Origin of the sequence: Denitromonas halophila (assembly GCF_007625155.1) — a bacterium.
GTDB classification, from domain to species: Bacteria; Pseudomonadota; Gammaproteobacteria; order Burkholderiales; family Rhodocyclaceae; genus Nitrogeniibacter; species Nitrogeniibacter halophilus.
Window position 1 is genome coordinate 31,248 of record NZ_VMNK01000019.1, and the last position, 13,626, is coordinate 44,873.

Here is a 13,626-nt window from a genome sequence, read left to right on the forward strand (position 1 = left end):
ATACGCCGCAGGCGCATCCGCCATCGGTGCGACTTCGGGGCGTTGTTCGGCGGATGCGCTGCGCTTATCCGCCCTACGGCTCAGCGGCCGGCGGTTTGCCGGCCATGGCCTGTTTGAACAGGCCATCGAGCAGGTTGCCCGGCACCGGGAAGATCACCGTCGAGGTGCGGTCACCGGCCACCTGGGTGAGCGTCTGCAAGTAGCGCAGCTGCATCGCGGCCGGTTCGACGGCGAGCATCTGGGCGGCTTCGAGCAAGGCCACCGCGGCCTGCTTTTCGCCTTCGGCGTGGATCACCTTGGCCCGCCGCTCGCGCTCGGCCTCGGCCTGGCGGGCGATGGCGCGGATCATCGACTCGTCGATGTCCACATGCTTGATCTCGACGTTGGCTACCTTGATACCCCAGGCATCGGTCTGCGCATCGAGGATCTTCTGCACATCGAGGTTGAGCCGGTCGCGCTCGGTGAGCATTTCGTCGAGCTCATGCTTGCCGAGCACCGCGCGCAAAGTCGTCTGCGCCAACTGGCCGGTCGCCATCAGGAAGTTCTCTACCGCGATGATCGCCCTCTGCGGATCCACCACGCGGAAATACACCACCGCGTTGACCTTGACCGACACGTTGTCGCGCGAAATCACGTCCTGGCTGGGCACGTCCATGGTCACCACCCGCAAATCAACCCGCACCATCTGCTGGATGCCGGGGATGAGGATGATCAGGCCCGGCCCCTTGACGCTGGTGAAGCGCCCGAGGGTGAACACCACGCCGCGCTCGTACTCGCGCAGGATCTTGATCGACGCCGCCAGCAGGGCGACGAGCAGGATGATGACCGGCGCAATGCCGGTGAGGGTATCGAAACTCATGAGAGACTCCCTGAATCGATGGGTTCGACGGACAGCACCAGCCCGTCAATGGCGGTAATACGAATGCGCTGGCCGGCGCTCAGGGGCTGGGCGCTGCGGACCTGCCACTGCTCGCCATCGACATGCGCCCAGGCCTCGGCACCGTCGATGGCCGTGACTTCACCGACCCGGCCAAGCAACTGGCCGGCACCGCTGGCGAGCGGCCGGCCGCGGCTCTTGAGAAACAGCGTGCCGGCCAGAAAAATCAGCCCGGCAGCAGCCACTGCCGTGCCCACAATAAAGGGCAGCGACACAGCAAAGCCCGGGGCTTCCTTGTCGATCAAAAACAGCCCGCCGAGCACCATCGCCGCAATGCCGCCGATGCCGAGCACCCCGAAGCTGGGCAGAAACACTTCCGCCGTCATCAACACCAGCCCCAAGGCCACCAGCCCGACGCCGGCCCAGTTGATGGGCAGCATCTGGAAGGCATACATGGCCAGCAGCAGGCAGATCGCGCCGGCCACGCCGGGCACGCCAAAGCCAGGGCTGGTGAACTCCACGAACAGGCCGTAGAAGCCGATCATCATCAGTACCAGCGCCAGTTGCGGGTTGGCCAGCACGGCCAGCGCCTGATGCCGCCAGTCGGGCAACTGGGTGTCGATGGCGGCGCCAGCGGTTTGCAGCGCGCGCTTGCCGCCGGGCAGCGTCACCTCGCGGCCGTCGATCTGTTTGAGCAGATCGGGCACATCGGCGGCGATCACATCGATCACCCCCTCGCGCAGCGCCGCCTCGGCCGACAGGCTGGCCGCCTCGCGCACCGCTTTTTCCGCAAAATCCACATTGCGCCCGCGCAACTCGGCCAGGCTGCGGATATAGGCCGTGGCATCGTTGGTGGCCTTGCGGGCCAGGGTGTCACCGCCCAGCGAGGGGGTGAGGCCGTCCGCTTTGTCCGCCGGGTCGGCCGAGTCGGGGGCCGGATCGCCCGGTTTCGGGCTGGGCTTCGTGCCCCCCGGCATGCCCACCGCCACCGGCGAAGCCGCGCCCAGGTTGGTCGCGGGCGTCATCGCTGCGAGATGGCTGGCGTAGAGAATGAAGGTGCCGGCACTGGCGGCGCGTGCGCCCTCTGGGCTCACATAGGTAATGACCGGCACGGGTGAGGCGAGAATCGCCTTGATGATCTGGCGCATCGAGGTGTCCAGCCCGCCGGGGGTGTCGAGGGCGATGACCACCGCCTCCACCTCGCCCACATCCTCCAGACCTTGCAGGATGAAGTCTGCCGAGGCCGGGCCGATCACGCCGTCGACCTGCAACACACGCACCGTCGCGGCCTGCGCCGACATCACGCCGAACAGCGCCAACATCATCAACATGTGGCGCAGGGCCATCCAGAACCTTGCGGTGTCGCATCGGATCATCGTGTCCTCCCAGGGTCGCGCAAGACATCGCGCGGCACACTCATTCAGAGACCATCGGCGCCGCCAAGTTCCGCGTGGCATGATCGACACATTTGCTTACCACTCGATTTAACCCCGAACGCACCCCCGCTTCGTTTCATGGACATCACCCCGCCCAACAGGACAACGACCATGCAACGCACTGCCACCCCCCTCATCCTCTGCCTCATCCTGAGCGCCTGCGCCCCCACCGGCCGTGCCCCCATGGCCGACGCCGCCGGCCAGGCCGTGCCGCCAGCCACCCCCGAGGCCCCCGCCAAAGTCGGCCGCAGCGCCGATACGCTCAACGAACCGCGCGCCGAACACGACACGCCCATGGTCAGCGCCCCCGCCGCGGTCGCCGCCCCCCGCCAACGCGCCTTGGAATCGCTGGCCATGAAAGGCGAAGCCAAGCTGATGCGCGTCATGCCCCACCCCATGCCGAGCATCGCCCCGCCGCAGCCGGTGGACCGCGAACGCTATCAAGGCATCACCACCAACCCGGTGCATCAGGTGGCGACCGCGCCGGTGTCGACCTTCAGCATCGACGTCGACACCGGCAGCTGGTCCAACCTGCGCCGCTTTCTCAACGAGGGCCGTCTGCCGCCGAGCGACGCGGTGCGCGTCGAGGAGTGCATCAACTACTTCCCCTACGACGACGCGCCGCCCACCGGCAACACGCCCTTCGCCGTGCACACCGAGCTGGCGCAATCGCCGTGGAACCCCGAGCGCCTGCTGATGCGCGTCGCGCTCAAGGGGCAGGACATCGGCAAGCAGACGCTGCCGCCGGCCAACCTCGTCTTCCTCGTCGATGTGTCGGGATCAATGCGCTCGGCCAACAAACTGCCCTTGCTCAAGAGCTCGCTCAAGCTGCTGGTGCAGCAACTGCGGGCGCAAGACCGCATCTCGCTGGTGACCTATGCCGGCGCCTCGGGCCTCGCCCTGCCGGCCACGTCGGGCAGTGACAAGGCGACCATCCTCGCCGCCATCGACGCGCTCAATGCCGGCGGCAGCACGGCCGGCGCCAGCGGCATCGAGCTGGCCTACCAGACCGCGCAGGCCGGTTTCGTGCAAGGCGGCATCAACCGCATCCTGCTCGCCACCGACGGCGACTTCAACGTTGGCCAGACCAACTTCGAGCAGCTCAAGGCGCGCGTCGAGCAACTGCGCGCCACCGGCGTACAGCTGACCACGCTCGGCTTCGGCACCGGCAACTACAACGAGCAACTGATGGAGCAGATGGCCGACGCCGGCAACGGCGCCTATGCCTACATCGACACCTTGATGGAAGGCCACAAGGTGCTGGTCAACGAGATGAGCAGCACCCTGGTGACGATCGCCAAGGACGTGAAGATCCAGGTCGAGTTCAACCCCGCCGCGGTCAGCGAATACCGCCTGATCGGCTACGAGAACCGGATGCTCCGCCGCGAAGACTTCAACAACGACAAGATCGACGCGGGCGAAATCGGTGCCGGCCACTCGGTGACCGCGCTGTATGAACTCACCCCCGCCGGCCAGCGCGGCCTGATCGACCCGTTGCGCTACGGCAGCGATCCGCGCCCCGGCGCCGCCACGGTCGCCCGCAGCGCCGAACTGGCCCATGTGCGCCTGCGCTACAAGCGGCCCCACGCCAGCACCAGCCAGCTCATCGAGCACCCGGTGCGCCGTGAAGCCACGCGCTCGATCAGCGCCACCAGCGACAACTTCCGCTTCGCCAGCGCCATTGCCGGCTTCGGTCAGATCCTGCGCGGCGGCAGCTACACCGGCCAGTGGTCCGTCGCCGATGCCCGTGCGCTGGCCGCGACCGCCCTCGGCACCGATCAATTCGGGTATCGTGGCGAAGCGCTGCGGCTGATGGACTTGGCCGCCGCGCTCAGCCCCCAGCCGCCTCAAGCCACCGCCCCGCTCGAATGACCGACACGCCGCCGCTCGCCACCTTGCCCGATGAAGACCTGATGCTATTGGTCGCCCGCGGGCTGGTGCGCGAACCGGCGGCGGAGTTGTTCAACCGACACAACCGTGCGCTGTTCAACTACCTCGCCTGGCTGGCGCAAGGCAACCTCGGCGAAGCCGAAGACATCGCGCAAAGCACCTGGATCCGGGTGCTTTCGCGCTGTGGCGACTACACCCCGACAGCGGCCTTTCGCACCTTTCTGTTCCAGATCGCCCGCAACCTGTGGCTCGACGCGCGCGGCAGCGCCTGGCAGCGCCACAGCACGCCCGAAGAGACCGCCCCCGAGGCCAGCGACGACGGCGACCTGTCGCCCGACACCGTGCTCGCCTTGCAGCAAGACAGCCAGCGGGTACACGCCGCCTTGCTCACCCTGCCCGCACAGCAACGCGAAGCCATCGCCCTGCGCTTTTTTGCCGACATGAGCGTGGACGACATCGCCGCCACCGTCGGCGTCGGCTTCGAGACCGTCAAAAGCCGCCTGCGCTGCGCCTTTCGCCACCTGCGCACCGAGTTGGAGCGCGCCACATGAGCCGCGCAGAAGACCGCTTCATCGCCGGCGAAGGCCCGCTCGCCGCACTGATCCGTGCGCAGCCCGTATTTGAAGCCCCGCCGCGCCTGCTCGAACACATCCTCGCCGCGCTGGACACGCCCCCCGCCCACGCCGGCTTCGAGCCGCCCGCCGCGCTGTTCGACGCCGTCATGGCCGAAGCCGAACGCATCGACAGCGCCCAGGCCCCGCGCCGCGCCGCCCTGCTCGCCGAACTGGCCGCCGGCAAAAAGGCGAGCGATGCCCTCGGCGCCGAGGTCAGCCCGGCCACCGCCGCCTGGCTCGCCCAGCAGCACCCCACCCCCGCCGCCGCACCACGCATGCGCCGCCGGCGCTGGCCCTGGCTCGCCGGCATCAGCACCGCCCTCACCGCCGCGCTGGCCGTCAGCGTCGCCCTGCGCATCGTGCAAGAACCCGCCGCGCCACCGCCGATGCCGGCGCAGATGCAGGCCCCCGCGCCCGCCGAATCACGCACCGAGGCATCGGCCGAAGTGATCGCCGAACCCATGGCCAGCACCACCGGCGCCGCCAACGACAGCATCGCGTTCGCGCCCAAGCCACAGCGCGCCGAGCGCCTCGGCAAAGCCGAAGCCACCACCGCCAGGATCGCCCGTGCCCGCCAAGATGACGCGCTGGAACGCGAAGCCAAACGCACCGCCCCCCGACCCGCCGCCCCCGCAGCGATGATAGCCGGCGCCGCCCCGGCCAAGCCCGTCGCAACGCCACCGCCCGCAGAGCCCATGCAAGAAGCAGCGCCGCCCGCGCCGGCACTCGCCATGCCCCCCCCGGCCGCCGCACCGCCAATGATGGCCAAAGCCTTGCGCGGAGCGCCCGCCATGAGCGCCCCGATGCATGTCGAAGCCGACGAAACCATCACGACCGACGCCCCCGTCGAGCCGATCGACGCGCCACTCGACATCACCCCCACGGCGCTCGCCGCACGCCTGAAAGCCTTGCCGCCAACTGACTGGACCCTCACCATCGCCGCCGACGACAAAGCCGCCGGCAACACACTCCAGGCCGCCCTCATGGCCGAGCTCAAAGCCGCCGGTCGCGCTGATACGGTCGCCCTCGTCGTGGGGCCGGTCCCCCCCGGACGGCTGCGGATCACGCCTGTGGAGTGAACGGTCAGCGGGCGATGGTGGGCGGCAAGCCACCCTACGTGGCGTGGCTTTGGGCCATCCTGCCGCAGGGTGGTCAGCCCGCAGCCCACTAGCTTCGGAGCGCATCCCAAGGCCCCACTGCCCCGCAGCCGACCGAACTCGAATCGGAAAAAAGCCGCTGGCCCGCGCTACGCATGGACCGCCACACCGGTCGGCGGGAGTGAAGCATGTGTTGATCGGGTTCCGACTGGTGCGGGACATCACACCGTAGCGCCTTAGCGCGGAGTGAAGCCGGCAGGAAATCTGCGATGTGCCGTCAAGACCAGATGGTGGCAACAGCCATCAGACGGCACCCTGGTGCCAGGGACGGTAAGGTGAGAAACACCCGTCCCCGGTCGTGTCAGTGGTTCGGGATTCACATGGCGAGGGGATGCCCCCCTCGCTTCGAGGCATCCGGAACCGTCAGTCCAGATACAGTGCGACCAGCTTGCTGTTCCAGACAGCCTCCTGGCTGGTCTGGCCCTGCCACTTTTGCTGTTCCTGCTTGAGGAATACCAGTGCGTCCGGTGAGTTGATGTCGCCAATGGCCTTCAGGGCGACGGCCCTGTCCTGCCACAGTTTGCCGGACTGATACAGTGCCTTCAGCTCATCCAGCACAGCCTCGCCACCGAGCATGCCCATGCCGGAAATCGCTGCCAAACGAATGTATTCAGCCTCTGACGCGCTGAATTCGCGCAACGCGGGCAGGGCCTTGGGGTTGTTGGAGAAGCCCAGCTCGTAGACCTGCTGGTATGCCAGATCCTCGTCGCCTGCATTGCCCGCATTGCCGCGCACGCTATCGATCAGCGCATCCACCTGCTCGTCGGCAAGGCGGTTCTTGAATAGCGCCAGATTGACCTTCGCAGCCACTTCCTTGACGAGCAGCTCCTGCGGCTGGTTGATTGTCGCCTCGACCAAGCGGGACTCGACCACCGTCCAGACGGGTACCTTCGCACGCTTGATCATCGCGGCGATACGGTGATTCGTTCCGTTTTCGATCAGGTTGAGCTTGACCATGGCGATCATCACCAGGGGGGAGAACCCGTTGTTTCGGTGAGATATCGATTCATAGCTCAGCAATTGAATCTGATCATCGGCCGTTCCGTTAAGGTCGACCGGCAACTCGCGGGCCTTGAGCTCACGGCTCAGCGCATCCGTAAAGAACTTCGGTGTGTCGATGTCTTTCTTTTCCTGCTGGAACTTGTAGGCCAGAACAGGTCCGTTGGCCTGCACCTGCCCGGCCGGAATCTGGTGGCTGAAGGCAAGCGACCTGGGCTGGTCCTGGTCAGCAGAGACGTACGCGTGCTGCGACGGCTCTGGCGTATCCACGTCAACAGCAAATGTGATCGGAAGCTGGGTTGCACACCCTTGCAGCAGACCGGCGACAAGAACGATTGCGCCGAGCCCGTTGAGTTGTAGAAAGCGCATGATCAAGTGAATCCTTTCCTGATATTCAAATGGTGCGCAAGAGTATCAAGAAAGAATTTCCGGCGCATTGATATCGGGTAAGCAACACTGCCACGAGAACGCCGTATAACCGGGCCATGGATGTCGGTTCCAGCCAAGAGACCGCCAACACCTGGTGCGCCGCGCCGCCGGCTGCCCCGGCAGTGCCATAGGGTGAATAGCTCGCTGCCCACCGGCGTCGGAGCACATCCCAAATCCCCACTGACTACACCCCCGCCAACCAAACTCGAATCGGATAAAGCCACCCGCGGCTCCGACGGCCGCGCCGCCGTGACCGACCGGCGCGTCAGGATGGAATTCAATGAGAACGGCGCGCTCGGCCTGCTTCACGACGCGCCAGTGATGTCGCTCAGCTAAGCACCCGACTCACCGACCGGCGACCTCACCCGCCATCGCGTTCATCCGTTCAAGCCGCGCCAACCACACCAACGCCCCAAGGCTGATCAGCACCACCGGAAAGACGATCGCGTTCACCGTGCCCCAACCCCAGGCGTTGAGCAGTTGCCCTGAGGCAAAGGAGGCGAAAGCGACGGTGCCGAAGAGGATGAAGTCGTTGGCGCCCTGGGCCTTGCCTTTTTCTTCGGGCCGGTAGGTTTCAGTGACCATGGCGGTGGCGCCGATGAAACCGAAGTTCCAGCCGATACCGAGCAGAATCAGTGCGCCCCAGAAGTGCGCGAGTTCGACACCCATCAGGGCGACCACGGCGCAGGCGATGAGGATGAGCAAGCCGGTGGCGACGATGCGCGGCTTGCCGAAGCGGGCGATCAGGCTGCCGGTGAAGAAGCTCGGGCCGAACATGGCCAGCACATGCCACTGGATGCCGAGGGTCGACTCGTCGGCGGTGAAGCCGCAGCCGATCATGGCCAGCGGCGCGGCGGTCATGACCAGACTCATCAACGCATAGGCTGCCGTACCACACAGCACGGCGACGCCGAAACGCGGCTGACGGATGATCTCGCCAAGCGGGCGGCCGGTGTTGGCCGCGACGCCGGCCACGGGTGGCACCGGCACCGAGGGCGCCAGAAACAGCATCACGATGAGCGAGGTGACCAGCAGCGCGATGCCGCTCAGAAAGGCACCGGCAAAGGGTACGGGCAACAGTAGATCCTTGGTCAGGATGACCGTTTGCGGGCCGAGCACGGCCGCCGCGATGCCGCCGACCAGCACCCACGAAATCGCCTTGGCCTTGAAGTCCGCCGTGCCGCGGTCGGCCGCAGCGAATCGGTACTGCTGCACGAAGGCGCCGGAGAAGCCATTGACCATCAGCGCCATGCAGAACAGCCAGAACGAATGCACCGTGAGCGCCCAGGTGGCGAACAGCAGGCCGCCGATGCCGATCAGCGCACCGGCCATGAAGCCGCGCTTGCGGCCGACGGCCCGCATCAGCATCGCCGCCGGCAAGGCACCGAGCGCCACGCCGAGGGTGTAGCCGGTGACCGGCGCCGTGGCCAGTGCCTTGTCGGGCCCGAGCAGATAGCTGCCAGCGATGGCGCCCAGCGCAAAATTGAGCGGCGCCGCCGCGCCGCCGAAGGCCTGGCAGGCGGCATACAACACCGCGTTGCGCCGCGCGATGGCGTTTTCTTCATCGGCCGTCGGTACCGTCTGAATCGTCATGTGGATGCCCGTCAAAATCCCTGCCGCAATGATGACGAACACGCCACCCCGGCTGCCAGACACGATAATGCCCGGATCGTGCGTCATGTGTCTGTGCCGCGGGCGGAACTTTTTCCACCGACCGCAGTTAGACGAGGGTGACCCGCCGATGCCTGAGGATTCCGCCACCATGAAACTGCACATCGTCTCCGACCTCCACCTCGGCCGCGGCCCCTGCACGTTGCCCGACGTGGGCGCTGACCTGCTGATCCTGGCCGGCGACATCCACCGTCCGGCCGAAGCCATCGCCTGGGCCCGCAACGCATCGCCCCCCGTGCTGTACGTGCCGGGTAACCACGAGCGCTACGGTTTCTCGCTCGCCGAGACCCGCCGCCAGCTCGATGCGCTGAGCCACGGCAGCCAGATCACCGTGCTCGACTGCGACGAGACATGCATCAACGGCGTGCGCTTCCTGGGCGCCACGCTGTGGAGCGACTTCCACATCGCCGGCCCTGGCGAGGCGCGAGAGCAGGCGATGGCCGAGGCGGTGCGCTTCTCGCACGACTTCAGCCGCATCCGCATCGACGACACTGGCGACGCCCCGCTGACGCCGGCGCACTGCGCCGCGCTGTTCGAACAGCACCGCCGCTGGCTGACCGAGCGCCTGGCCGAGCCCTTTGATGGCCACACGGTGGTGATCACCCACTTCGCGCCCTCGCCCGGCAGCATCGCCCCGCGCTTTGCCGACTCACCGCTCAACGCCTGCTTCGTCTCCAATCTCGATCCGCTGGTCGCCGCCAGCGGCGCCACGCTGTGGGTGCACGGCCACACCCACGACAGCTTCGACTACCGCATCGGCGACACCCGTGTGCTGTGCAATCCGCGCGGCTACCTGACCGGCGAGATTGCCGAAAACCCGGCCTTCGACCCCGGGTTGTGCGTCACGCTGCCCTGACCCCGTGCGCAGCGCCGACCGATGCGCATCGCGTACGACGTTGGCGTGCCCGGGCGCGCGTGCGACAATGCGACACACTTTTTAACCCGGGCCCCGCCCGGCTGACAGACACCGCGCCAGACGGTGCGTCGGACAGAGAGAAGCCCCATGCGATCCTCCCGCACCGCGCGCGGCATCATGCTGCGGCTCAAGTTCAATCTCGTTCTCGCCGCCATCTTCGTGTTCAGCCTGGTCGGCGCCGGCCTCTACTACTACCGCTTCCTCGAGCAGAGCGCCTTCGACGACGTGCACCACGACTCGCAGGTGATGATGGAAACCGCGCTGGCCATCCGCAGCTACACCACGGACCAGATCAAACCCCACCTCGATCCGCTCAACGCCGACCAGTTCCTGCCGCAGACGGTGCCCGCCTTCGCCGCGGTCGAGACCCTGCGCCGGCTGGCCGGCCGCTACCCCGGCTATGAGTACCGCGAGGCCGCGCTCGACGCCACCAATCCGCGCGACCGCGCCAATAGCTGGGAGGCCGAGCTGATCGAACAGCTCGCCACCGCCGCCGCCCGCTCGCCACGCGACGAGGTCGAGGTGTCGGGCGTCTACGGCAGCGGCATCGCCCGCTCGCTGTATGTGGCCCGGCCGATCACCATCACCGACCCGAGCTGCCTCACCTGCCACGGCGAGCCGGCCAACGCGCCGGCCAGCATGGTCAAGGTGTACGGCCAGCAAGGTGGCTACGGCTGGCAGCTGGGCCAGACCATCGGCATGCAGATCGTCAAGGTGCCGATGCTCTACCCGCTGGAGAAAGCGCGCCACACCTTCAACAGCTTCATGATCTCGCTGCTGATCATCTTCGGGCTGATGTTCCTCGGCCTCAACCTGGCGCTGTCGGCGATGGTCATCGAGCCCATGGCCCGGCTCAACCGCCGGCTCGAAACCCTGGCCACCACCGACTTCCTCACCGATCTGGTCAACCGCCGCCGCTTCTTCGAACGGCTGGCCTCCGAGATGGCCGAGGCTCGCGTGCGCAACACCAGCCTGTCGGTGGTGATGTTCGACCTCGACTTTTTCAAGCGCATCAACGACACCTTCGGCCACGACAGCGGCGACAAGGTACTCAAGCACACTGCCGTGCGTGTGCGCGAATTGCTGCGCAGCTCCGACTGTGCGGCCCGCTTCGGTGGCGAGGAATTCATGATCCTACTGCGCGAGACGCCCATCGACGCCGCCATGGCCGTGGCCGAAGCGGTGCGCGCCAAAATCGCCGACGTGCCCTTCGAAATCGTCGGCACTGTCAGCGCCAGCTTCGGCGTCGCCACCTGGAACCACCAGGAAGACGCCCATGCCCTCATCAACCGCGCCGACCGCGCGCTGTATCAGGCCAAGGACCGGGGCCGAAACACGGTGGTGCGAGCGGTGGATACACCGGTGAGGCGGATGTTGGTGTCGGAGGATGGCGGGGGCATTTAAGGCCGTACGCAAAACGTCGCGCCGCCGCCTCCGACCTACCGCCGCGAGCAGTTGACGCTTGCAGCCGATCTACCCGGGCTCCGCCTCGCCATCGAGCAGGCGTTCGCACTCGACCATCAAGGCCCGCGCGTGCTCGGAGTCGTAGTTGGGGTCGAGCGCTTCCATCATTTCGTGCGTCGTAAAGAGCCCGGCCTCACGCGACAGGGTGCCAGCCATGTGACGGGCGAGCTGATCGCTGAGGTCCGACAAATGACGCCGTTCGCCCAGCGGCAATTTGCGTCGGGTGCGCGACAGCCAGTCGGCGAGCAAGGTGGCGCCCTGGGCTTCGGTGGGCCACTGGCCGTGCTCGTACCACAGCGACAAGCGCTCGGCGGTGAGCGCGAAGATCAGCGCCGCGCGGGTGCCCCGACTGTCGGCGGGCGGGGGTGGTGTGGCGTCGGGCCGAAAGACGCTCATGCCGCCACGCCGAGGCGCGCCAGAATTTCACCCAAGGCATGCGCCGCGCCCATCTGCACGCGATGCGTCACCAGCGCGCTCACCCGCGTCTCTCCCGGATTAATCTCGACCGTCGGCACACCCGCCTCGGCGGCCCAGATGACCGGGCCGGCGATGTAAGGAAAGGCGCTGGAGGTACCGATGCTCATGACCAGGTCGACGCCTTCAACCAGCATGTGCTCAAGGCGCAGAATGCCGTCGCGCGGCAGGTCTTCACCAAACAGCACCACGTCGGGGCGCATCACGCCGCCGCAGGTGGGGCAGCCGGGCGGTATCTGCAGGCCGGCGTAGTCGGGCACGCGGCGGCCACGGCCGCATTCGGTGCACTCAAGCTGGTGCAAATTGCCATGAATCTCGACCAGATTGGCCGTGCCCACATCGCGGTGAAAACCATCCACATTCTGCGTAAACACCATCGAGCCGGGCCGATCGGCCACCAGCCGCGCAATGGCGTGGTGAGCCGCGTTGGGCTGGGCGCCACGGCAGTTGGCTTCAATCTGCGCGAGGTAGGTCCAGCTCACCTCCGGCCGGTTGGCCATCATTTGGCCGGAAAGCGCCTTTTCGATCGGGATGCCATGGCCGGTGAGCTTGTCGTCATACAAACCGCCAATGCCGCGGTAGGTCGGCAGACCGGAATCCGCAGACAGGCCCGCGCCGGTAATGAAGAGGATACGTTTGGCCTGACGGATCAGCGCAGTGACGGCGGCGAGGGTGTCGGTATCGGACATGACGGGCGGGATGCGGGACGGGAAGGCGTCATCATACGCCGGTCACAAAATCGTCACGCCCCTGAAGACCGCCGCAGCGTCGTCCACACCGTAACGCCGATGATCAGCACGCCGCCAATCCACTCGCGCATGCCGGGCAGCTCGGCAAACAACATCGCCGCCAGCGCAATGCCGTACACCGGCTCCAGCGACGCAACCACCGCCGCCGTTTGCGGCGGCACATGACGCAGGCAGGCAATGAACAAGGTGTGGGCCAGCGCCGTCCACACCACGCCCAGCGCGATCAGCCACAGCCACTGGGTGGCACTGCCGGGCATCACCCCATCCACAAACGGCATCAAACAGAAGGCGGCGATGGCGTTCTGCGCCATGGCCAGGCGCACCGGCCCGCTGCTGCGGCTGATGCGCCGATTGATACTGGCGAGCAAGGCAAAGCTGAAGCCCGAGAGCACGCCCCACGAGAGGCCGACGAGTGTGCTGTCGCCGAAGTGCCAGTGCGGCACCAGCACCACCAGCCCCAGCGTCACGGCACCGGCACACACCCAGTCCGCCCGCTTCGGCCGCTCGCCCCCCAGCGCCGCGAGCACGGCCGCAAACAGCGGATAACTGGCGTAACCCATCAAACCGATGGCCACCGACGACACCTGAATGGCCACGAAAAAACTCAGCCAGTGCACCGCCAGCAGCGGCCCGGCGAGCAGACTCAAGCCGCGAAAGCGCCCCGCCTCCGGCCGCCAGCGCAGCCACAGCCACAAGGCCGCCGCCGCAATGGCGGTGCGCCCGAACACCAGCGCTTCGGCTGACAGCGGCAATCCTTTGGCGAACAACCCCGCACTGCCAAACAGGAACACCGCCACATGCAGGGCGATCCAGGCGCGGGGCGGCGGGGTGGCAGACATGGCGGCGATGATAGCGGCTTTTGACCGCGCAGCCCTGCCCCGGGCAGACGGCAAGATGGCGTTCGGTTAGGATGATGTCGTTGCCAACTCGCTGCCCGCCCATGCCCGCTC

The 13,626-nt window shown here is 66.9% G+C and carries 13 protein-coding genes; 6 read left to right on the top strand and 7 right to left on the bottom strand.

What is annotated here, in order from left to right:
- Positions 1-73: 73 nt before the first annotated feature.
- A complete protein-coding gene (locus FHP91_RS19260) occupies positions 74-859 on the bottom strand; it encodes a slipin family protein (protein WP_144311125.1) in 786 nt (261 codons plus the stop codon).
- Positions 856-2,253 carry an NfeD family protein gene (locus FHP91_RS19265; RefSeq protein WP_222105256.1) on the bottom strand — a complete coding sequence of 466 codons (1,398 nt, stop codon included), beginning with the start codon at positions 2,251-2,253 and terminating at the stop codon, positions 856-858. Before FHP91_RS19265 ends, FHP91_RS19260 begins: the two co-directional genes overlap by 4 nt.
- Positions 2,254-2,424: 171 nt before the next feature.
- Here FHP91_RS19265 and FHP91_RS19270 point away from each other — a divergent pair, with 171 nt between their 5' ends.
- From FHP91_RS19270 to FHP91_RS19280, 3 genes are read left to right on the top strand one after another with little or no spacing between them, the layout of a single operon-like run.
- Complete coding sequence (locus FHP91_RS19270) at positions 2,425-4,185, top strand: vWA domain-containing protein (RefSeq protein ID WP_144311126.1); 1,761 nt, start codon at positions 2,425-2,427, stop codon at positions 4,183-4,185.
- The gene (locus FHP91_RS19275; RefSeq protein ID WP_144311127.1) at positions 4,182-4,754 is read left to right on the top strand and encodes a sigma-70 family RNA polymerase sigma factor; all 573 of its coding nucleotides are present in this window, start codon (positions 4,182-4,184) and stop codon (positions 4,752-4,754) included. Before FHP91_RS19270 ends, FHP91_RS19275 begins: the two co-directional genes overlap by 4 nt.
- Positions 4,751-5,896 (top strand): hypothetical protein, encoded by a 1,146-nt coding sequence (locus FHP91_RS19280; RefSeq protein ID WP_144311128.1) that lies wholly within the window; start codon positions 4,751-4,753, stop codon positions 5,894-5,896. Before FHP91_RS19275 ends, FHP91_RS19280 begins: the two co-directional genes overlap by 4 nt.
- 441 nt (positions 5,897-6,337) lie before the next feature.
- Here the strand turns inward: FHP91_RS19280 and FHP91_RS19285 are convergent, their stop codons facing one another.
- Complete coding sequence (locus tag FHP91_RS19285) at positions 6,338-7,342, bottom strand: HEAT repeat domain-containing protein (protein WP_246116380.1); 1,005 nt, start codon at positions 7,340-7,342, stop codon at positions 6,338-6,340.
- Between the two features lie 192 nt (positions 7,343-7,534).
- On the opposite strand from FHP91_RS19285, the gene FHP91_RS19290 reads away from it, so the two are divergent.
- Positions 7,535-7,738 carry a hypothetical protein gene (locus tag FHP91_RS19290; protein ID WP_144311130.1) on the top strand — a complete coding sequence of 68 codons (204 nt, stop codon included), beginning with the start codon at positions 7,535-7,537 and terminating at the stop codon, positions 7,736-7,738.
- A 9-nt stretch (positions 7,739-7,747) separates the two neighbouring features.
- On the opposite strand, the gene FHP91_RS19295 is transcribed toward FHP91_RS19290, so the two are convergent.
- On the bottom strand, positions 7,748-9,082 hold the full coding sequence (locus FHP91_RS19295) for an MFS transporter (protein ID WP_246116379.1): 1,335 nt from the start codon (positions 9,080-9,082) through the stop codon (positions 7,748-7,750).
- Between the two features lie 82 nt (positions 9,083-9,164).
- On the opposite strand from FHP91_RS19295, the gene FHP91_RS19300 reads away from it, so the two are divergent.
- Positions 9,165-9,929, top strand: coding sequence for a metallophosphoesterase family protein (locus FHP91_RS19300; protein ID WP_144311131.1), 765 nt, complete (start codon positions 9,165-9,167; stop codon positions 9,927-9,929).
- Positions 9,930-10,076: 147 nt separating this feature from the next.
- Positions 10,077-11,393 carry a diguanylate cyclase gene (locus FHP91_RS19305; RefSeq protein WP_222105258.1) on the top strand — a complete coding sequence of 439 codons (1,317 nt, stop codon included), beginning with the start codon at positions 10,077-10,079 and terminating at the stop codon, positions 11,391-11,393.
- Positions 11,394-11,462: 69 nt separating this feature from the next.
- Here the strand turns inward: FHP91_RS19305 and FHP91_RS19310 are convergent, their stop codons facing one another.
- The 3 genes from FHP91_RS19310 to FHP91_RS19320 are packed head-to-tail and all read right to left on the bottom strand — an operon-like array spanning position 11,463 to position 13,515.
- Entirely contained in the window at positions 11,463-11,849 is a 387-nt protein-coding gene (locus tag FHP91_RS19310) for a hypothetical protein (RefSeq protein ID WP_144311132.1), read from the bottom strand.
- Positions 11,846-12,616: an SIR2 family NAD-dependent protein deacylase gene (locus FHP91_RS19315; RefSeq protein WP_144311133.1), complete on the bottom strand. Its 771-nt coding sequence runs from the start codon at positions 12,614-12,616 to the stop codon at positions 11,846-11,848. Before FHP91_RS19315 ends, FHP91_RS19310 begins: the two co-directional genes overlap by 4 nt.
- Positions 12,617-12,669: 53 nt before the next feature.
- Positions 12,670-13,515, bottom strand: a complete 846-nt coding sequence (locus tag FHP91_RS19320) for a DMT family transporter (RefSeq protein WP_144311134.1) — start codon at positions 13,513-13,515, stop codon at positions 12,670-12,672.
- Positions 13,516-13,626: the final 111 nt, after the last annotated feature.